General features: G+C 58.3%; 17 protein-coding genes. 5 read left to right on the top strand and 12 right to left on the bottom strand.

Features of this window, described 5'->3' with window-relative positions; translation table 11 throughout:
• Window positions 1–9 precede the first annotated feature (9 nt).
• The 4 genes from ACIPZ8_RS15125 to ACIPZ8_RS15110 form a co-directional block, all read right to left on the bottom strand.
• Complete coding sequence (locus ACIPZ8_RS15125; protein WP_400724462.1) at window positions 10–1653, bottom strand: acetolactate synthase large subunit; 1644 nt, start codon at window positions 1651–1653, stop codon at window positions 10–12.
• A 94-nt stretch (window positions 1654–1747) separates the two neighbouring features.
• On the bottom strand, window positions 1748–3199 hold the full coding sequence (locus ACIPZ8_RS15120; RefSeq protein ID WP_400724459.1) for an aldehyde dehydrogenase family protein: 1452 nt from the start codon (window positions 3197–3199) through the stop codon (window positions 1748–1750).
• Window positions 3196–4164, bottom strand: a complete 969-nt coding sequence (locus tag ACIPZ8_RS15115) for an NAD(P)-dependent oxidoreductase (RefSeq protein WP_391135970.1) — start codon at window positions 4162–4164, stop codon at window positions 3196–3198. The genes ACIPZ8_RS15120 and ACIPZ8_RS15115 overlap by 4 nt, the downstream gene beginning before the upstream one ends.
• A gap of 11 nt (window positions 4165–4175) precedes the next feature.
• Complete coding sequence (locus tag ACIPZ8_RS15110) at window positions 4176–5567, bottom strand: NAD(P)/FAD-dependent oxidoreductase (RefSeq protein WP_400724456.1); 1392 nt, start codon at window positions 5565–5567, stop codon at window positions 4176–4178.
• Between the two features lie 219 nt (window positions 5568–5786).
• Here ACIPZ8_RS15110 and ACIPZ8_RS15105 point away from each other — a divergent pair, with 219 nt between their 5' ends.
• Window positions 5787–6848 (top strand): GlxA family transcriptional regulator, encoded by a 1062-nt coding sequence (locus ACIPZ8_RS15105; RefSeq protein WP_400724454.1) that lies wholly within the window; start codon window positions 5787–5789, stop codon window positions 6846–6848.
• Between the two features lie 52 nt (window positions 6849–6900).
• Here the strand turns inward: ACIPZ8_RS15105 and ACIPZ8_RS15100 are convergent, their stop codons facing one another.
• Genes ACIPZ8_RS15100 through ACIPZ8_RS15090 form a run of 3 tightly spaced genes read right to left on the bottom strand, consistent with a single transcriptional unit; the run spans window position 6901 to window position 8982 of the window.
• Entirely contained in the window at window positions 6901–7242 is a 342-nt protein-coding gene (locus tag ACIPZ8_RS15100; protein ID WP_391135979.1) for a Rid family hydrolase, read from the bottom strand.
• A 10-nt stretch (window positions 7243–7252) separates the two neighbouring features.
• Complete coding sequence (locus ACIPZ8_RS15095; protein WP_391135982.1) at window positions 7253–7603, bottom strand: cupin domain-containing protein; 351 nt, start codon at window positions 7601–7603, stop codon at window positions 7253–7255.
• A gap of 32 nt (window positions 7604–7635) precedes the next feature.
• Entirely contained in the window at window positions 7636–8982 is a 1347-nt protein-coding gene (locus ACIPZ8_RS15090) for an MFS transporter (RefSeq protein ID WP_400724450.1), read from the bottom strand.
• Between the two features lie 506 nt (window positions 8983–9488).
• On the opposite strand from ACIPZ8_RS15090, the gene ACIPZ8_RS15085 reads away from it, so the two are divergent.
• Complete coding sequence (locus ACIPZ8_RS15085; RefSeq protein ID WP_391135987.1) at window positions 9489–10541, top strand: proline racemase family protein; 1053 nt, start codon at window positions 9489–9491, stop codon at window positions 10539–10541.
• A 103-nt stretch (window positions 10542–10644) separates the two neighbouring features.
• On the top strand, window positions 10645–12585 hold the full coding sequence (locus tag ACIPZ8_RS15080; protein WP_400724448.1) for a methyl-accepting chemotaxis protein: 1941 nt from the start codon (window positions 10645–10647) through the stop codon (window positions 12583–12585).
• A gap of 65 nt (window positions 12586–12650) precedes the next feature.
• On the opposite strand, the gene ACIPZ8_RS15075 is transcribed toward ACIPZ8_RS15080, so the two are convergent.
• The 5 genes from ACIPZ8_RS15075 to ACIPZ8_RS15055 form a co-directional block, all read right to left on the bottom strand.
• Window positions 12651–13439, bottom strand: a complete 789-nt coding sequence (locus tag ACIPZ8_RS15075) for an NAD(P)-binding domain-containing protein (protein ID WP_400724445.1) — start codon at window positions 13437–13439, stop codon at window positions 12651–12653.
• Window positions 13440–13644: 205 nt separating this feature from the next.
• Window positions 13645–14724: a glycine betaine/L-proline ABC transporter ATP-binding protein gene (locus ACIPZ8_RS15070; RefSeq protein ID WP_400724442.1), complete on the bottom strand. Its 1080-nt coding sequence runs from the start codon at window positions 14722–14724 to the stop codon at window positions 13645–13647.
• Window positions 14717–15577, bottom strand: coding sequence for an ABC transporter permease (locus ACIPZ8_RS15065; protein ID WP_400724439.1), 861 nt, complete (start codon window positions 15575–15577; stop codon window positions 14717–14719). The genes ACIPZ8_RS15070 and ACIPZ8_RS15065 overlap by 8 nt, the downstream gene beginning before the upstream one ends.
• A gap of 114 nt (window positions 15578–15691) precedes the next feature.
• Window positions 15692–16741 (bottom strand): ABC transporter substrate-binding protein, encoded by a 1050-nt coding sequence (locus tag ACIPZ8_RS15060; protein ID WP_400724436.1) that lies wholly within the window; start codon window positions 16739–16741, stop codon window positions 15692–15694.
• Between the two features lie 580 nt (window positions 16742–17321).
• The gene (locus tag ACIPZ8_RS15055; protein WP_400724433.1) at window positions 17322–18062 is read right to left on the bottom strand and encodes a sulfite exporter TauE/SafE family protein; all 741 of its coding nucleotides are present in this window, start codon (window positions 18060–18062) and stop codon (window positions 17322–17324) included.
• Between the two features lie 242 nt (window positions 18063–18304).
• On the opposite strand from ACIPZ8_RS15055, the gene ACIPZ8_RS15050 reads away from it, so the two are divergent.
• On the top strand, window positions 18305–18706 hold the full coding sequence (locus ACIPZ8_RS15050) for a hypothetical protein (RefSeq protein ID WP_400724430.1): 402 nt from the start codon (window positions 18305–18307) through the stop codon (window positions 18704–18706).
• Between the two features lie 69 nt (window positions 18707–18775).
• A complete protein-coding gene (locus tag ACIPZ8_RS15045; RefSeq protein WP_400724427.1) occupies window positions 18776–19300 on the top strand; it encodes an acyloxyacyl hydrolase in 525 nt (174 codons plus the stop codon).
• Window positions 19301–19378 lie beyond the last annotated feature (78 nt).

The raw sequence follows: 19378 nt of genomic DNA, 5'->3' as shown, positions 1-19378 counted from the left end.
TCCAGCTCCTCAGATAGCAGCGCTGCGCTCGCGCAGGTCCATATTCAGGATGCGATCGTTTTCGCTGTAGTCGACCGGGCAGTCGATCACATGCACACCTGGCGTATTGATGCAGTGCTCCAGCAGCGGCAGCAGGCCTTCGGCGCTTTCCACGCGGTGGCCATTGGCACCGTAGGCTTCGGCGTATTTGACGAAGTCCGGGTTGCCGTAGTCCAGGCCGAAATCGGTGAAGCCCATGTTGGCCTGCTTCCAGCGGATCATGCCGTAGCCGTCGTCACGCAGGATCACCACAGTGATGTGCATGCCTAGACGGACTGCGGTTTCCAGCTCCTGGCTGTTCATCATGAAGCCGCCGTCACCGCACACCGAAATTACTGGACGTTCCGGGTGCACCAGGTGCGCGGCCATGGCCGATGGCAGGCCGGCGCCCATGGTCGCCAAGGCGTTGTCCAGGAGCACGGTGTTCGGCTTGTGCGCCTTGTAGTTGCGGGCGAACCAGATCTTGTAGATGCCGTTGTCCAGGGCGACGATGCCTTCGGACGGCAGCACACGACGTATGTCGGCAACCAGGCGCTGCGGGTACACCGGGAAGCGGTTGTCGTCGCCGCCTTCAGCGATCTGCGCTTCGTTGGCTTCGCGAATCGTCATCAGGCGGGTAAAGTCCCAATGCGCGGTGTCGTTCAGCGCTTCGCTGATCTGCCACACGGCGTTGGCGATGTCGCCGATCACCTCCACCTGCGGGAAGTACACGGCATCAACTTCGGCGGAGCGGAAGCTGATGTGGATGACTTCGGTACCGCCACGGACCATGAAGAACGGCGGCTTCTCGATCACATCGTGGCCGATGTTGATGATCAGGTCGGCGGCTTCTACAGCGCGGTGAACGAAGTCACCGGACGACAGCGCAGCGTTGCCGAGGAAGCGCGGGTGGCGCTCGTCGACCACACCTTTACCCATCTGGGTGGTGATGAACGGGATGCCGGTCTTGTCGATCAGTTGCTGGAGGACCTTGGCGGTCATCTTGCGGTTGGCGCCGGCGCCGATCACCAGGATCGGGCTGCGTGCGCTCTGCAGCTTTTCAACGGCGGCTTCAATCGACTTGTGCTCGGCCAGCGGGCGGCGGTGCAGGCTGCGTGGAACCGGTAGGGCATCGGTCTGTTCGGCAGCGATGTCTTCAGGCAGTTCCAGGTGCACGGCGCCCGGTTTCTCTTCTTCCGCCAGGCGGAACGCTTCACGCATCCGGGCCGGGATGTTATCAGCCGAAGCGAACTGATGGGTGTACTTGGTGATGGGGTCCATCATGCCGCACACGTCGATGATCTGGAAGCGGCCCTGCTTGGACTTCTTGATCGGCTTCTGGCCAGTGATCATCATCATCGGCATGCCACCAAGGTAAGCGTATGCACTGGCGGTCACGAGGTTGGTGGCGCCAGGGCCGAGGGTCGACAGGCTAACGCCGGTCTTGCCGGTCAGGCGGCCATAGGTGGCGGCCATGAAGCCCGCGGATTGCTCGTGGCGGGTCAGAACCAGCTTGATCTTCGACTTGCGCAGGGATTCCAGCAGGTCGAGGTTTTCCTCACCAGGAATGCCGAACACATACTCGACACCCTCGTTTTCCAGGCATTGCACAACAACATCGGCGGCCTTGGCCATTTTTCTTGTAACCTCAAATTCAGAGTATTAGGCGCAGCAGAACCCGCGGGGCCGCAAGCGGCCCCGTGGGTGGACTTCGGGTACAGGTAGGCTCTTAGGCCAGCTGGTACGTGGTCTTGACGCGGGTGAAGAACTGGCGAGCATGCGTGCCTTGCTCGCGCGAGCCGAGGCTTGAAGCGCCGTTACCACCGAACGGGACGTGGTAGTCCACACCAGCAGTCGGCAAATTGACCATCACCATGCCTGCCGAGCTGTTGCGCTTGAAATGCTCGGCGTAACGAAGCGAGGTGGTCACGATACCGGCGGAAAGCCCGAACTGGGTATCTTCGGCAGCAGCAAAGGCGGCTTCGTAATCGCGAACCTTGAGCACGCTCAGCACCGGCCCGAAGATTTCTTCGCGGTAGATACGCATCTCTGGTGTCACTTCAGTGAACAACGCCGGGGTGAACAGGTAACCGCCCGCCTCGTTTTCGATGCGCTCGCCACCACATACCAGCTTCGCCCCCTGCTCGCGGCCGCTGGCTACGTAGGACAGATTCTGCTCCAGCTGGCGGCCATCGACCACTGGGCCAATATCGGTGGAAGCCTGCAGTGCATCGCCGACTTTCAGGGCGCGGGTGCGCTCGGCCAGGCGCGCTACGAACGCGTCATGGATACCCTCGGTGACGATGACGCGCGAGCTTGCTGTGCAGCGCTGGCCAGTGCTGAAGAACGAACCGTTGAGCGCAACGTCCACCGCCTGCTCCAAGTCGGCGTCGTCCAGCACGATCAGCGGGTTCTTGCCACCCATTTCCAGCTGGACCTTCTTCATGCCTTCAGCCGCCAGCCTGGCGATCTGACGACCCGTGTTTTCCGAGCCGGTGAAGCTGATGCCATCGATGTGCGGCGAACGGATGATGGTGTCGCCAACGCTGCGGCCAGGGCCGATCAGCATGTTGAACACGCCCGCTGGCAGACCGGAACGGCTGATGATTTCGGCCAGAGCCCAGGCCGAGGACGGCACCAGTTCGGCAGGTTTGAACACGACGCAGTTGCCGAAGCACAGCGCGGGGGCGATCTTCCAGGCCGGAATGGCGATCGGGAAGTTCCACGGTGCGATGATGCCGATGACACCCAGTGGCTGGGTGAACACATCGATGCCTACGTCCTGGCGCACTGACTGATACTTCTCGCCTTCGGCGCGCAACGCTTCCTGGGCGTAGAACTTGAACGAACGGCCTGCACGGTCGACTTCGCCCAGCGCTTCGCGAACGATCTTGCCTTCTTCGCGAGCCAGCAGCAGTGCAAGCTCCTCGCGGCGCGCAAGGATCTCGGTACCGATGAAATCCAGCGCATCAGCGCGCTGCTGTGGATTGCTGCGCGCCCACGCTGGCTGGGCACGGCGGGCGGCGGCGATGGCCTGCTCGGTCAGTTCCTGATCGGCGCGCACGAAACGCTCGACGACCTCGCCAGGGTTGGACGGGTTACGGTTCTCGAGGATATCGGCGCCGCTGTCCAGAGCGACGAAAGCGCCGTCAACGAAGCTGCTTTTTGTGGCGATGGTCATGCGGTACGGATCCTTTTATCGGTGGCGTGGCGGGCAACGTAATCAGTGATGTTGTCGACGGCGCGATCCATCAACTGCTGCATGGCATCCTCACTGCTCCAGGCAATGTGCGGATTGAGGATGAAGTCGTCCCGGTCGATCAGCTGGAACAGCGGGTTGCTCGGATGCAGCGGTTCTACTTCAACCACGTCCAACGCCACACCGCCCAAGCGCCCGTTTTGCAGGGCGTCGATCAGGGCAGCTTCGTTGACAATGCCACCGCGACCGGTATTGATCACCAGCGCATCGGACTTCATGGTCGCCAGTTTTGCAGCATCGATCAGGTCATAGGTTTCTGGCGTCAGCGGCGCATTGATCGACAGCACGTCGCAGCTCTTGAGCAGGCTTTCCAGGGAACGACTATCGGGGCCCGGGCGCTTGCCACCGCGGTCCTCGAACAGCACTTCCATGCCAAACGCACGGGCAAGCTCAGCCAGCCGCACAGCAATCGGGCCACTGCCGATGATCGCCATCTGTTTGCCACGCACATCACGGATGCGGTGGTCGAAATAGATATTCTTGTACTCGGCCTGACCTGCATGCACCTTGCGCATCAGGCGGTTGAAAGCCGCGGGGCGACGGAACAGCTCCAGCATCATCGCCATACTGTGCTCAGCGACGGTATTGGCAGCGTAACCGGGCACGCTGGACACTTCGATGCCGTGGGCCTCGCAGTACTCGACATCAACGATGTCGCGACCAGTCAATGCCAGCGAAATCATCTTCAGCTTCGGCAGTTGGCGCAGATGCTCCTCGCGCAGCGGCACGCTGCAGGTCAGAGCCACGGTGGCATCCTTCAGGTGCTCGAGCACCTGATCAGGGTGGGTGTAGGCAAACTGCTGCCAGGTGTGCTCGCAGTCTGGGCGCTTCAAACGGGTCGAAGCCGCAAGGCCCTCGTCATCGAGGAAAACGATATGTTCGCTCATGATTCTGATACTTATTTTTTCTGGGCTGGGACGTAGCCGGCCGGTGCCATGGCAACCAGCTGGCGAGTGATGAAACCGGCGTCCTGGTCGTGGTCTTCCAACGATTCCTTGCGCACCAGTGCATCACGCACCATGTGCGCGCCGAAGAAGCGGAACGGCTCAGGCGGCAGCAGCTTCATCTTCTGGTTAACCAGACCGCAGTTGGCCCACTCGTCATTGGCATGTGTGGCAAGCGACTTGATGATGCGGCTGGCGAAGACCGTGGTGGCGACACCGTTACCCGAGAAGCCGATGCCATAACTGACGGTCTGGTGATGATCGAGGTAGCCGAAGTTCGGCAAACCTTTCATCGCCCGGTCGATCGGGCCAGTCCAGCTGCTCACCACCGGCACGTCAGCCAGCTGTGGGTACAGGCGACGCAGCTCAGCAGCGACTTTGTCTGCGGCCGGCGAAGGTTTCTCATAGAGGTTGCCAATGCGCCCAGCGTAGGCGAACTGACCCAGCGGCTTGCCGAACACCACGCGGCCATCCGGCGTGTTGCGCCAGTAGTTGAGCACGGTGCGCGAATCGGTCATGCACTCACCGCCGCTGAAGCCGATAGCATCAAGCTTGGCCTTCACTGGCGCGGTAGCGACCATGTCGCTGGACATGATGGCAATCATGCGGCGCAGCTCGGGGAATTGCGCGCCCCAAGCGTTCAATGCCAGCACCACGTGATTGGCTTTCACACGGCCCATGGCAGTGTGCACCACCGGGTTCTTGCCACGCTCCAGGTGCGTGAACGGCGATTTTTCGAAGATCTTGACCCCGAGCTTCAGGGCCACCCGGCGCAGACCGCGCGCCAGCATTGCTGGCTGCACGGTGGCAGCGTTCGGGTCATAAATGCCACCGAGCACCAGCGGCGAGCCCACGCGACCGCGGATGGTCTCACGGTCCAGCTCCTGGAACGGGTTGACATCAAGTTTCTGCAGGCCGTCGGTGAGCACTTTCCAGGAGCCCATTTGGCGCTGGTTGGTAGCCGTCCACAGCCAGCCGTCTTTACGGTACTGGGCGTCGATGCCGTGCTCCTGGCAGAAGCTGCCGATCTCATCGATGGCCGATTCTGCCGCTTCACAGATGCGACGCGCCTCGACGTCGCCGCAGATAGTGCGCACAGACAGGTATTTACCCCACCAGTTGGTGGCGACACCGCCGTTGCGCCCGCTGGCGCCAGAGCCACAGCGGTCGCGTTCGACGATGACGATGGTCTTCTCCGGATGCGCCTGTTTCAGGCGGATGGCCGACCACAAACCGAGAAACCCGCCGCCGACGATACAGACGTCTGCTTGAATCGAGTCCTGCAAGGCAGGGGCGAGATCGCTATCCAGGTCGAGTGCCTGGGCATACCAGAATCCACGGTACATAGTGTTGGTGCCTTTGAGCGTGAGAGCATGTTGGTTTTTGCAACATAATGCTCACCCTTGGGGCACTCTCGCTGTAACAAGTATGACAATTGATAGTAGAAGCACGCGCAAAAGCTACCATTTGTCCCGATTTTTCTACTTGCTGAGATTGATATGATATTCCGGACCCACTACAGCATCTAAAATGTGTGCAGACATGATGAGTTGAGGTAGTCGTCCATGGTTCACCAAGCGCTCTATGACACTCCGCTTGAAGCAGACATCAAACTGCCCGTAAAGCCCGAGCTGCGCGTGGGTTTTGTACTGCTGAATCAGTTCACCCTGGTCCCGGTAGCTGGCCTGGTCGATTCGCTACGCTTTGCCGCAGACAAGTCCTTCCGCAGCCAACAACTTTTCTGCCAGTGGGACTGGATGACCCTCAACGATCAACCCATCACCGCCAGCTGCGGCATGCCCATCCACCCGACCAAGCCGTTGAACATGTTCGCCCAGTACGATTACATCGTGCTTGCTGGCGGGCTTCTGGGGGAAACCCGCAACCCGCCCGACTGGCTGCTGGATGGACTGCGCGCGGTCAATACTGCAAACATCCCCATCATTGCACTTTGTTCCGGCTCCTTTGTACTGGGCAAAGCCGGCTTGCTGGATGGGCGACGCTGCGCCGTGCACTTCACCCTGCGCGATGAGTTCAAGGAGCGCTTCCCCGCCTCCACGATGGTCATCGACAAGAGCTATGTCGATGATCGAGGCATCATCACATGCCCGGGCGGCACAGCAATCGACTTGGCAGCCAACCTCATCAGGCGTCACTGCGGCGCTGTGCGCGCGCAAAAGGGCCTGGAATATCTGCTGGTTGAAGAGCGACGGGAAGAGCAGCAGGCAGCAGCGGCCAGCGAAAGCGTGTATCAGAACGACCGTGTTCAACGCGCCATTGAATTCATGCGCGCGCATCTGGATGCATCGATGACGTTGCAGACCGTTGCAGAAGCCGTAGGCACGCACCCCCGCCAACTGCACCGCGAGTTCGTGGCCAATACGCAGGAGCCGCCAGCTAACTATTGGCGTAAATTGCGTCTGGAGCATGCCCGTCGCCTGCTGGTCAACACCAGCCAGAACATCACCACCATCGCCCTCGCCTGCGGCTTCTCCGACGCCTCGCATTTCATCCTGTGGTTCCGTAAGCAATACGGCGAGACGCCCTATACCTTCCGCAAGCGCCGGCATGAGGTGGAGCGCTTCGACTGGCATGGCGACAGCGCGGGCCTGGACCCAGACCTCTAGGCAAAAAAAAACGCCGCAATCCACATGCGGCGTTTCTTTGCTCAAGCGCAGGTCAGAGCTGCCCAAACGCCTGAATTTCAATGCGATAGCCCGGCGCAGCCAGCGGCGCCCCCACACAGGCGCGCACAGGCGGCTGGTCGCCGACCCATGCATCGTAAACCTCGTTCATACGATCGAACTCGGCCATATCAGCCAGCCAGATCTGCACGCGCGAAACGTTGGCTTTGCTGGCACCTACCTGGGCCAACCAAGCTTCGAGCTGACGCAACACGCAGCGCGTCTGCTCGGCGATGTCACCATCGAGGTTTTCAGCCACGATACCCGAGGTTTCGATACGCCCGTCGATGATTACCAACTGGCTGGCACGCTTGCCGGGATTGATTCGCTCGATCATGCGACGCTCCTTAGAACAGCACGTAGGTCTTGCGCAGGGTTTCACGGATATCCCACACACCCTCGCAGTTTGCCGGGAACAGTACGGCATCGCCTGCTCGCAGCTCCACCGGCTCACCACCATCAGGCGTGAAGGTGCACGAACCGCTGATGATGTGACTGAATTCACGGTTGGTCAGGTGACGACGGAAAACGCCCGGCGAGCTTTCCCACACGCCAATGCTGGCATTCACAGCATCATCAGCCTGATGCTGACCAGTAGCTGCGTGAGCGATCAGCTCACCAACCGGCAGTTTGGCAGGGGCTTTTTCACCCAGCGGCGACTCAGCAGCTTGGCGCACAACGGTAAGAACTTGGGTCATGATAAATCCTCAAACGGATGGTTATGGCTGGATCAGCGCGCAGTTGCGCACCCATCCAGGGCAGATGCCTGTTGTAGGTCGAGCTTCGCAGTCTCCGGCGCCAGCCACCACGAAGCCAGGGCGCCCAACAAAGAAATGGCCGCAGCCGCCAGCATGGTCGGACCGATGCCCAACGAAGCCAGGGAAATTGGAACCAAGTAGGTCCCGGCCGCAGCGCCGATGCGCGACAACGAGGTTGCCAGGCCCACACCTGAAGCGCGGATCTCGGTCGGGAACAACTCATTGGGATAGACGTATTGCAGCACTTGCGCCCCGCCGATCAGGAACGCATACGCACCAAACAGGAACAGGACGACTATCGGCGCCGCATCCGGGAACATGCCCAGCACAGCAAGTGCAACGCCTGACCAGAGCAGGCTGTGGATCACCATCGGCCGCCGACCCATCGTGTTGATGACACGGGTCGCCGCCAGACAACCGATCACGAACATCACGGTAATGGCGATCGACCCTACGCTCGCCATGTCATCCGAAAGCTTCAACGCCTGAAGCACCTTCGGGGCAAATGCGTAGATGGCGAACAAGGGAACGATCGAGCACGTCCAGAACAGGGTGACGAAGACCATGCGCTTGCCGTAGCCGGAATGGAACAACGATGCAACGGAGACCTTCTTCTTGGCAGCAGGCTCCGGCAGGTCACGTGAGCAGTAATCAGGCCCGTAGATACGCTTGATAATCGCATCCGCCTCGGCAATACGCCCCTTGCTGATCAGCCAGCGCGGCGACTCAGGGGTCAGCATTCGCGGAATGAACAGCAACAACCCTGGCACCGCCGCGCTTGCCAGCACCCAACGCCACGCGTCAGCACCGCCAAGGCGCATGAGCATTTCACCCACGCCATAAGCCAGCGCAGCACCCACAAACCAGCTCACGACCATGCTCGCCAACAACGGGCCACGCGCGGTACGGGGCAGGAATTCGGCTAGAAGCGACGTGGCGATTGGCAGGTCAGCCCCTACCACTACCCCGATTACCAGCCGGAAGACAAACAACAACCAGGCAGAATCCACCCAGAACTGGGCGATTGAAATGACGATGATGACACCGATGTCGATCACGTAGAGCATTTTGCGGCCATAGCGATCAGTGAACCAACCGCCCAGGAAGCCACCGAAGAAGAGACCGATCAGCGCTGCAGAGGCGATCAAGCCCTCCCAGAACAGATCGACCTGCAAGGCAGAAGTCAGGTGCGACATGATCACACCGATGATGCTCAGGACATAGCCGTCGAGGAACGGGCTGCCTGATGTAGAAAACGCCAATTTCTTATGGAAACCATTAAGGGAAGCGTCTTCAATGGATCGTTTGAAACTCGACATTGAAGTTTCCTTTTGTATTTGTTATTGCAGTAACGCCCAGCCAATCACTGTGACGCAAAGTATGAATATATAACTTGACGGGCACGCCAAGTTTGCGCGCTGACGAATGTCGCGTGCTTGCTCGGTACCACTCCCTCAAACAAATCATAAACTTAGAGCTGCGACCAACTGCCGCGCCCCACCTGCCAATCACTATCGCATCGCATGCCGGGCGGCCCTATAACGTTTGAGACAACTATTCGTATGAATCGCCCAAGCGAGAAAAAATCGCACGGGTGACGATAATGACTTTATCTCAGCGCCCGAACATTCTATGAGCTGTCTCAAACGTTATAGGGTCTCAAGGCTCAAGGGTGAGAGAGTGCTCGCACACGCAGAGGTGCTCCGCCCGCACGTTCTGCTGTCTGTTAGATTTTGCCCCAGCGCGCTGCGGGTTCCGGCCCGCCCGGAATTCGCAGTGCCAGGGTGCGTGCTTGATCATATGAACAATAAGCTGGAGCTCCCCCATGGCCTTCAAAAGAACCATCCACGCGGTAGACACCCACGCCGGCACCCCGATGCGTGTGATCACCGGCGGCGTGCCGCACATTCCTGGCGATACCGTTTACGCCAAGATGAAATGGCTGGAAGAGAATGACGACCAACTGCGCAAGCTGATGCTGCGCGAGCCTCGCGGCTACCCGGCGCATTGCTGCAACATCATTGTTCCGCCCTGCCACCCGGAAGCGGATGCCGGCTACGTCATCATGGAGCAGATCGAGTATCCGGTGATGTCCGGCGGCAACACCATCTCGGTCGTTACCGTGCTGCTGGAAATGGGCATGCTGCCTATGAAGGAGCCGCTGACCGAACTGGTGCTGGAAGCGCCTGCCGGCCTGATCCGCATCAAGGCCCAGTGCGAAAACGGTAAAGTCAAAGGTGTCACCTTCCAGAACGTGCCAGCCTTCGCTGCACACCTGGATGCAGTCATTGATGTTCCTCACCTCGGTAAAGTGCGGGTCGACGTCGGCTGGGGTGGCATGTTCTACGTCATCGCCGACGTACGCCAGTTCAAGGGACTAGAGCTCAAGCCGGAGCATGGCGGCGAGATCGCCCGAGTTTCGTCGATGATTCGCGAAGCGGCCATCGAACAACTGCCTGTCGCCCACCCGGACTACCCGGGTGTCGGTATCACAATCTCTCAACTGTCCGGCCCATCCGACGACCCTAAAGCTGACTGGAAAAATACCGTCACCATGTCTTCGGGCACCTTCTCCTGGGATGACCCGGCCACCTGGACCGGCGCTCTGGACCGCTGCCCGTGCGGTACCGGCACCAGCGCCAAGATGGCCACCCTGCACGCCAAGGGCGAGCTGCCACTGAACCAGGATTTCCGTCATCAGGGCATTCTGGGCAACATCTACACCGGCCGCTTGATCGAAGAAACCACCATTGGCCAACACAAGGCCGTGGTCCCGACCGTAACCGGCACCAGCTGGATCTACGGCTTGAACACCTTCGTTTTGGATCACGACGATCCGTTCACCGAAGGCTTCACCATCGGTGACATCTGGGCTTGACCTGATCGAGTGCGCTCCTGCGCACACTCGCTGACAAGGCTTCCGATTGAAGTGATCGATCGGAAGCTTTTTTTTGGCCAATAATAAATTCAATGGGTCAATCATGAACATCAGAAACAAACTGACACTGGCCTTCGCAACCATCGCCTGCGCACCCGTGTTACTGGTTGCAGCCATCGTCTTGATGAACGCGCGTAGCCAGGCCGAGGCTGGGTTTGTCGACAGCACCGGCCGCGAAATGCGCCAGATCGAGAACGCTATGATGCTGTTTTTCGACGGTATCTCGCAGAACGTAAACGACTTTTCAACGCGGGCTGAAGTCATCAGCACTCAACCGCTGAAGGACTATACGTCGGACTCAGCAGCCAGCATTGCGCTGTCACCCGAGCATCAGCACTTGGCGCAGATTTTCGACCACTTCGCCCAGTCCCACCCAGGAACCGCATACCTGTCGCTTGGCCGGGAGGACGGCACCTTCGCCACCTGGCCTGAAGACCCTCAGCGGCACAGCTACGACCCCAAGCAGCGGCCTTGGTACCAACTCGCCATGTCACAACCAGGAAAAGTCATGCGCTCTGGCGCCTACTTCTGGCCTGCGGACAACGCCATATTGCTCAGTACCGTGCGCACCTTCAGCGATGCTTCTGGCAAACCCGCCGGAGTCTTCGCCCTTGACGTCTCCATTAATCAGCTCACCGATATCGTGCGCAAGATCAAGCTCGGCAATACCGGTTACCTGATGCTGATCGAAGGCAATGGCAATGTGCTTACAGACCCGAGTGACGACACCCACAACTTCAAATCACTCGCCAGCCTGGGCGACGGCTATGCAGCACTCGCCGGGTTCACAGGTTCCAAGCAGGTGACCCTGGGCGGGCGCCACTTCATGGCCAACAGCTGGCAATCACCCGGACTAGGCTGGCAATTCATCGGCCTGATCGAGCAGGACGAAGTCATGGCGACCGCCAACCGGCTCACGTGGTTGGTGGCCGCCATTGTGGTAGTGCTCGTGCTGGTGTTTGCTTGCCTCGGTTTCTGGTTCGCCAGCCTCATCGTGCGCCCAATCCTGACCGTCTCAGGAGGGCTCGAGGATATCGCCCAGGGCGAAGGCGACCTGACGCGCGACCTCGCCGTGCAAGGCCGCGACGAAACAGCAGTGCTGGCACGCTGGTTCAATCAGTTCCTGGGGGCGATCCGGCAACTGGTCAAACGGATCGGCCAGGCTTCGTCCCAACTGGATGAGGCCTCATCAAGCGCTATCGAGACAGCTGCACAAATGAACCATGCGGCAGGCCGGCAACGAGAATCCGTGGAGCTCGTGTCCACGGCTTTTCATGAAATGGTCGCAACCGCCAACGAAGTGGCGCGCTCCTGCAGCGACGCCGCCGACTCTGCCGACGCCGGCCAACGCCAGGTGCACGACGGCCAGGACCGTATCGTAGAGGCCACCACCAGCGTCTCGCGCCTGGGCGATACACTGCGTGATTCGACAGCCGCGATGCAGCAGCTCGAACGCGATAGCCAGAACATCAACACCATTCTCGGCACTATCGGCTCGATCGCTGAGCAGACCAACCTGCTGGCGCTCAATGCCGCGATCGAGGCAGCACGCGCGGGCGATCAAGGGCGTGGCTTCGCGGTGGTTGCAGACGAGGTCCGCGCGCTTGCAAGGCGCACGGGAGAATGCACGGAGGAAATCGACACGCTGCTCACCGGGCTGGGCCGGCGGACGCAGGAGGTAACTCGGCAGATGCAAACCTGCCTGACTATCTCAGACACCAGTGTCGCGAACATCCGCCAGGCCCGCGACAGCTTCGAGTCGATACGCCTCAGCGTGGACCGAATCCGCGATCAGAATACCCAGATAGCCACTGCCGCAGAGGAGCAGCATCAGGTGGCTGAAGGTATAAATCGTCACATCACCCAGATACATGAAGATGCTCGACTGGTCGAGCAATTGGCGGAAGGCGCCAATGGCGATTCGCAGCGCCTGTCACGCATCTCCGGCGAGCTGCAAAATCTGGTGGGAAGGTTCCAGCATTAACGCCGCACCTGACGGATTGCGTGCGGCCTTGCATCACGTGAGGCCGCTTTTACTGACTGGATACCTTAGCGCCCTTGAGACTCCAGTTTGGACCGGGTCAACAACGCATCCAGCACAACCTCGCACGCGGCCCCCCAGGTGGCACTCGCAGGCTGATGCATGAGCACCTCGAGCCCAGCATAGGTAAAGGTCCCAGGCGTCGCGATGCTCTGCCCCAGCGCGCTGAGCGACTGCTCAGGGTGATACTGTGCCCGCGCGATACAGTCCTGAAGATTACCCAGCACCAGGGTTCGCGCGTCTTCAGCAGACAGCCCCTTTTCACTGAGCCACTGCTGGAGATCGTGTAGCAGGAAGTAGAACCAGCCGTTCATGCAAGCTGCCACGGTTGCAAGTTCGAATGATGCCTCATCATCAAGTACCACGCGCTGCCCCAGCGGCTGCAACAACTGCTCTGTGGCCGGATGCGGCGGACAGATGACCACTGTGGACTGGTTGAACAGCGCCGCGTAGGAGAGCATGACACGAACACACTCCGCACCCGGGAACGCGGCGCTCAATTGCTCGAGGGAGATGCCGGCCATCAGCGACACGAGGTGCTGCCCTTGCCGAAATCTGACTTGGGCGGCTAGATCGTCCATCGCACGGGGACGGACGCCAATGACGACCGTGTCGGCGCCATCGACCAACGCTTGGTTGCTGTCCAGTATGCGGCAATCGCACTCTGCCGCCAAAAGTGCAGCACGTTCAGCATTGCGGGGAGAGAGCAGAATGGTACCGTCGTATCCACTTCGGCGCAGGCCTCGTACCAGCTTGTCCGTGAGGTCGCCGACACCCAGAATTCCTAAAACGCTCATGATTTCCCCTTTGCCTTTTTGATCAGCGTGCACTGACCGCGGTGCATCAAGGGGCCTGGGCCAAACAATGCGCTGCGGCGTCATGCTTGTACTATGTCACCGTGAAACTGTTGCTCATATAACGAGTGGGACGAGTCATCGTAATTTTAATAACGGGTGAGGCCCGCTTTACGTTGGCCCCACCCATTAGCGGCACTCTGAGCGCCTACTTCGCCACAACCAATCCAGGGTTGCGAGAGCCTGGAGAATCCTTGGCATTGACCATTGCCTCGGCCAAACGGCGGAATGTCACTGTACCCAATGGCTTGCCCGTAGCTGAAACAACCGTAACATCACCTTCCGGCGCACCGACGAGCAGGCGCACCGCTTCTTCCACTGTGGTCCCGGCCACGATAGTAGTGCTGGTTCCTACACTGCCCGCACGCAAAGGCTGCATCACGGCTTCGACGTGCAGCACCCTGCCCCGGTTCACCTCTTTCACGAAATTGGCAACGTAGTCATCGGCTGGACGTAGCACAATGTCCTGACTGGTTCCCTGCTGGATTACCTGGCCATCGCGAAGGATTGCAATCTGGTCGCCCAGACGCAGGGCCTCATCGAGATCATGAGTGATGAACACGATGGTTTTCCTGATTTCCTTCTGCAGGTCAAGCAACACCGTTTGCATGTCCATGCGGATCAATGGATCAAGTGCTGAGTAGGCTTCATCCATGAGCAGCACCGGCGCATCATTGGCCAGCGCGCGTGCCAGCCCCACCCGCTGCTGCATACCGCCGGAAAGCTGATTCGGATACTTCTTCTCGAAGCCCTTCAGGCCCACGCGCTCGATCCAGCGCATGGCGATTTCGGTGCTCTTGCCCCGCGGCAGCTTCTGGATATCCAGCCCATAGACCGTGTTCTCCAGCACGTTACGATGTGGAAGCAAGGCGAACTTCTGAAATACCATCGCAGTCTGTTGCCTGCGAAAATCCCGCAGCTGATCAGGGCTCATTTTCACGACATCGACACCATTGACCAATACCTCGCCTGAGGTGGGGTCGATGAGCCGGTTGATGTGACGGATCAGCGTCGACTTGCCAGAGCCGGAAAGCCCCATGATCACCTGGATGCAGCCGCCAGGCATCTCCAGATTGATGTCACGAAGTCCCAGGACGTGACCATGGCGCTCCATCAATTCGGTCTTGGTCATGCCCTGCTTGACCGCATCGATATGCATCGCCGCATGAGGGCCGAAGATCTTGTACAGATTACGGATCTTGATGCCGTCGAATGTCTGCTCAGCCATGGACCACCTCCAGGTGCTTCTGAAGCCGTTGCCCGTAAGCCTGGCTGACTCGGTCGAAAATGATGGCGATGCCGACGATGGCTAGCCCGTTGAAAATGCCCAAGGTGAAATACTGGTTGGCGATAGCCTTGAGCACCGGTTGGCCCAGGCCCTGCACACCGATCATCGAGGCAATGACGACCATCGCCAGAGCCATCATGATGGTCTGGTTAATGCCGGCCATGATGGTCGGCAAGGCGAGCGGTAATTGCACGTTGCGTAGTTTTTGCCAGTTGGAGGACCCAAACGCGTCAGCTGCCTCGAGCACATCCTTATCCACCAGACGGATACCAAGGTTTGTCATGCGGATCATGGGCGGAATCGCATAGATAACCACCGCGATCAACCCAGGGACCCTGCCAATGCCAAGCAGCATGACCACCGGAATCAGATACACGAAACTCGGCATCGTCTGCATAACGTCCAGCACCGGGTTAATCACCCGCTGAACCCGCTCGGACCGCGCCATCATGATACCGATAGGCAAGCCGATGACGATGGAGAGCACGGTGCAGACGAAGATCATGGAGATCGTGCGCATCGAGTCGTCCCACATGCCGAAATACCCGATGGCCATCAGTGCCACCAGCGCGCCGATTACCACTTTGATGCTTCGGCTGGCGCCCCAGGCAATGGCCAGGATGATCAGTACGATGATCGGCCAAGGTGTCTGAGTCATGAAGCGTTCAGAAATCAGCAGAAACTTCTGAAGTGGAGCAAAAAAGCCTTCGATGGCCTCGCCATGGCTACGCGTAAACGTGCGGAAACCTTCGTCGATCACCTGCTTGAGGCTGCGCAGGGCGTCTTCATCCATCTGAGGAAAATCTTGAAACCAGCTCATATGCGTACCTATACCCGTTTACCAGGCGCTTTCTTGTTGTTCCCGGCGGTATGGCCCGGCGCCGAGTGGCGCCGGGCCAGCCGGTGGTTACAATGCTGATTTGATCTTTTCGGCTACGTCCGGGCTCACCCACTTGCTCCAGACATCGGGATTCTTCTTGAGGAACTGCTTGGCCCCGTCTTCACCAGTGGCCTGGTTGTCTGCCATCCAGGCCAGCATCTTGCTCACCACCGCATTCGGCCAAGAGCGGCTAGTCAGATACTTGTAGGCATCCCCTGCCCGATCGGAAAACGACTTGGTAACAATGGTGTTGACTTCATCTGCCGGCCATTCGTTAGGTTTGGGGTCCGGACATTTCTCAACCTTGTTGCAACGATTCCACTCGGCATCGTCATAGGGCACGCCACTGGGCAGACGAACCATCTGGTACTTGCCCAAAAGTGAGGTTGGGTCCCAGTAATATCCGATCCAGCCCTTCTTGCGCTCGTAGGCGTGGATGAGCGAGCCGTCATGGCCCGCAGCGGACCCCGTGTCGACCAAGTTGAAGCCCGCCTCCTTGCCTTTATATGCCTTGTAGTACTGGCTGGCGATGATGGTACCGCCCCATCCCTGCTGGCCGGCCGACCATGCACCTTTGGAAGGATCTTCCGGATCGGGGAACAACTCCGGATGCTTGAGGGCATCAGCAATGGTCTTGATATCAGGATGTTCGTCAACAATGAACTTGGGCACATAGATGCCTTGAACGCCACCGTCAGTGAATGCCTTGCTGGCGATCAGAAGTTTGCCTTCCTGAATGTTCTTCTGGGTTATAGGAGGCCTTAGGCTAGTCCACGACTCGGGCGCGATGTCAGGCTTACCCTTTTCCGCCATAGAGGTCAGGGTTGGCACAGTGTCTCCAAGCACAATGCTGGCGTCACAGTCATAACCCTTTTGCAGGATGAACTTGTCGACCTCAGCAAGTAACTCCGCCGAAGCCCAGTTCATGCTGGCGATTGTTACCGATCCGCAGTCTGCAGCCTGGGCCACCGGCATCAGCATGGTCAGCCCCATGGCCAGCGACACCGCTGACAGTGCACGTTTCATCCCAATACCCACCACCACGCCCACGGCTGCCTCGCGCCTCAGGTTATTCATGTGCAGTACCCTCTTTTATTGATTTTGTATCGAGCCAACAACAAACAAACCGAACACCGCGCAGCGTGCACGATACCCCATGCAACAAACCACGATCCTGCTTAACAGTGCGCGAACTTCTTATACAACTGCGGAAGTTTAATTTCGCAACCGCCCTTTCCTTCGCAGATAGACGTATAGCCTCAGTTTAACCACCAGCACACCTGCCTGGCCCTGGCCACATGACATTAAAGAAAATCTAGTAAAGAATGCGCTCACCTCATCAATAAACAGGCGCGCAGCAATAAGAAGAGCGCTGCTCAAAAATAAGCTGAGCATGCTATAGCAAGCATTGAATCGGACAGGCTGACCTTGGCTTCCAAGGCAACACACAGAACAATCGTCAGCCCAATTTTTTTGTTGTTTCATGGCGATCGACTCTTCGAGACGTAGGAAGATTCTGTAGTGGCATACAACCCCCGTCTATAAAGAAAAGGACGATTCACAGCACAATTTTACATTTCAGCGCCGCCCACGGACGACCCGAAGGCACATTTGCCTTCAGCATAGCCCATGCCTCATGCAGCGCAGCTGGGAGTCATCAGATCAGGCTTCCGACAGCCATAATCAGCAGCAGTACCATGATCACCTTGCGCGCCGTGATTTCATTCATCCCGGAAACCAGACGCGAGCCACACCACACTCCAGTTGCAAGCACGGGTAAGCTCAGCAACCCCAAGTGCAGCGCTTGCGAGGTGAACAGATCAAGCGCCCAAAAAGCTGGCAGTGCTGCCAAATCCATGACCAGAAATGCAGCGATAATGGACGCCCTGCCTGCCTCCAGCGCCAAAGGCGACCCTAGGAAAAACACGATGACAGGTGGCCCGCCCAGCCCCAAGGAACCATTGAGAACGCCTGCTCCCGCTCCGATGGCGGCAGTTTGAATCATCGACGGCATTTTTTGCAGTTTGTAGCCGCTGATCATCACCAAGCAGCAAGCCGTGATAAGCACTGCCAGCACGATCTTCACGGCTTCACCGGATATTCTGGCGAGCAGGTAGACCCCCAAGGGCGTTGCAATGATCGAGGAAACCGTCAATACCCTTATCGACCGCCAATGTACATGTCGCCAGATGGCGGGAAGTAGTTTCACACCGGCGACTATCTCTAGGATTACCATCGCCGGCACGATAGTCGTCAAAGGCACCACAAACGACAGCGACATGATCGCAAGCATCGTGAAACCGAATCCTGAGAACCCGCGCGCCAATGCGGCAATAAATACCGCCGCCAGGCAGTACAGGGTTACCATTGGAGATATCAGAACTATCGCATCCAGCATGATCAACCTTAAATTTTGCAAGTCTAAAAAACATCACCCATGATGCATTCTGCCTCACCGAGGCTAGCGGAGATATGACGTCGTTGACTGAAAGTATCACATGGCTGCGCACCTGTTCGTCTTGATGAAATCTTCATTCACTGTTGATCGTTTCTTCACTTTACTCTTCGATGATAAGGAGACCACTGTCAAGATCAACATTTGCAACAGCAACGATCGAAAAATCAATTCAAGGTTTAAAAATGCGGCATTCATCCGTTCCATTTAAAATCGGCTCCTCCATGCTGATCTGCCTCATAGGTTCTGGCTGCAGCGCCCTCTGGAACAGCGAGCCCGAACTGGCCCGCTTGAAAATATATCCATCAATCAACGCTCAGATGCTGGCCATACAAAGCATCGATGGCAAGCCGGCTGATGGCAGCACAGCGTACTCATTAGTGCCCGGCCCCCACGTGATCGAAGCCCAAGCGCAGCTCACCACCGCCGCAGATCGGTTGACTGAATGCTCAAAGAGCCTCAGCTGGACAACATTCGAAAGCGGCCAGGTCTACGCGCTTACCGAAGGCAACTGGAATGGCCAGCCCAGCCTGATCTTGAGGTCTGCCCGCGGCGAGATCCTGGACTACGCAGATTGCAGCTCCTGACGGAATTGACAGAATCTTGATAATCCTGCGGCACTCTCATGCTCCCTTCTTTAGTTTACTCGGGGCACCATGAGAAAGTTCTTCATCCAATTGCCAGCAGCCTTGGTCATGTTCATTTCAGCATCCGGTGCCAGCGCACATAACATCAGCGGCGCGCTCGGCTCTACCATTCAAGGTGGTCTCACCGCCCGATTGGGCATGGGCTTCAACTGGAACAAGAGCTGGTGGGAAAGCAACAGCGGGCGCCTGACCGGCTATTGGGATACGGGATTGACTCATTGGGAGTCAGGCAAAAAAGCGTCAGACCAGACCTCGCTCTCGTTTGCACCCGTTTTTGTCTATGAGTTCAAGACCGACTCCGGCATTACCCCATTCATCGAAGCCGGGATCGGCGTTTCACTCTTTTCGGCTACCCGGGTCGGCGACAAGCAGCTGGGCTCAGCTTTCAATTTCGAAGACCGTCTTGGTTTCGGCCTTAAATTCGCCAACCAGGACAAGCTAGGCGCGCGAATCATTCATTACTCCAACGCAGGAATAAAAGAGCCGAATCAAGGAATTGAATCTATCGCTGTCTTTTACAGCCATGAACTCTAGATCAGAGCAGCATAACCATGACTGCGCCCTTCAAGCTTCGTCTATTAAGTCTAGTGCTGATACTGATGACTATCACGG

The sequence above is a fragment of the Pseudomonas sp. NPDC089422 genome, from assembly GCF_044749405.1.
GTDB lineage: Bacteria > Pseudomonadota > Gammaproteobacteria > Pseudomonadales > Pseudomonadaceae > Aquipseudomonas.
This window is presented reverse-complemented; position numbering and strand designations above follow the sequence as displayed.

Excerpts from the sequence above, each read along its gene's own strand:
- ACIPZ8_RS15045 (WP_400724427.1), top strand. The coding sequence starts at position 18,776 with ATGAGAAAGTTCTTCATCCAATTGCCAGCAGCCTTGGTCATGTTCATT.
- ACIPZ8_RS15085 (WP_391135987.1), top strand. The coding sequence starts at position 9,489 with ATGGCCTTCAAAAGAACCATCCACGCGGTAGACACCCACGCCGGCACC.
- ACIPZ8_RS15095 (WP_391135982.1), bottom strand. The coding sequence starts at position 7,603 with ATGACCCAAGTTCTTACCGTTGTGCGCCAAGCTGCTGAGTCGCCGCTG.
- ACIPZ8_RS15090 (WP_400724450.1), bottom strand. The coding sequence starts at position 8,982 with ATGTCGAGTTTCAAACGATCCATTGAAGACGCTTCCCTTAATGGTTTC.
- ACIPZ8_RS15060 (WP_400724436.1), bottom strand. The coding sequence starts at position 16,741 with ATGAATAACCTGAGGCGCGAGGCAGCCGTGGGCGTGGTGGTGGGTATT.
- ACIPZ8_RS15110 (WP_400724456.1), bottom strand. The coding sequence starts at position 5,567 with ATGTACCGTGGATTCTGGTATGCCCAGGCACTCGACCTGGATAGCGAT.
- ACIPZ8_RS15065 (WP_400724439.1), bottom strand. The coding sequence starts at position 15,577 with ATGGATGAAGACGCCCTGCGCAGCCTCAAGCAGGTGATCGACGAAGGT.
- ACIPZ8_RS15100 (WP_391135979.1), bottom strand. The coding sequence starts at position 7,242 with ATGATCGAGCGAATCAATCCCGGCAAGCGTGCCAGCCAGTTGGTAATC.
- ACIPZ8_RS15075 (WP_400724445.1), bottom strand. The coding sequence starts at position 13,439 with ATGAGCGTTTTAGGAATTCTGGGTGTCGGCGACCTCACGGACAAGCTG.
- ACIPZ8_RS15125 (WP_400724462.1), bottom strand. The coding sequence starts at position 1,653 with ATGGCCAAGGCCGCCGATGTTGTTGTGCAATGCCTGGAAAACGAGGGT.
- ACIPZ8_RS15105 (WP_400724454.1), top strand. The coding sequence starts at position 5,787 with ATGGTTCACCAAGCGCTCTATGACACTCCGCTTGAAGCAGACATCAAA.
- ACIPZ8_RS15120 (WP_400724459.1), bottom strand. The coding sequence starts at position 3,199 with ATGACCATCGCCACAAAAAGCAGCTTCGTTGACGGCGCTTTCGTCGCT.
- ACIPZ8_RS15050 (WP_400724430.1), top strand. The coding sequence starts at position 18,305 with ATGCGGCATTCATCCGTTCCATTTAAAATCGGCTCCTCCATGCTGATC.
- ACIPZ8_RS15055 (WP_400724433.1), bottom strand. The coding sequence starts at position 18,062 with ATGCTGGATGCGATAGTTCTGATATCTCCAATGGTAACCCTGTACTGC.
- ACIPZ8_RS15070 (WP_400724442.1), bottom strand. The coding sequence starts at position 14,724 with ATGGCTGAGCAGACATTCGACGGCATCAAGATCCGTAATCTGTACAAG.
- ACIPZ8_RS15115 (WP_391135970.1), bottom strand. The coding sequence starts at position 4,164 with ATGAGCGAACATATCGTTTTCCTCGATGACGAGGGCCTTGCGGCTTCG.
- ACIPZ8_RS15080 (WP_400724448.1), top strand. The coding sequence starts at position 10,645 with ATGAACATCAGAAACAAACTGACACTGGCCTTCGCAACCATCGCCTGC.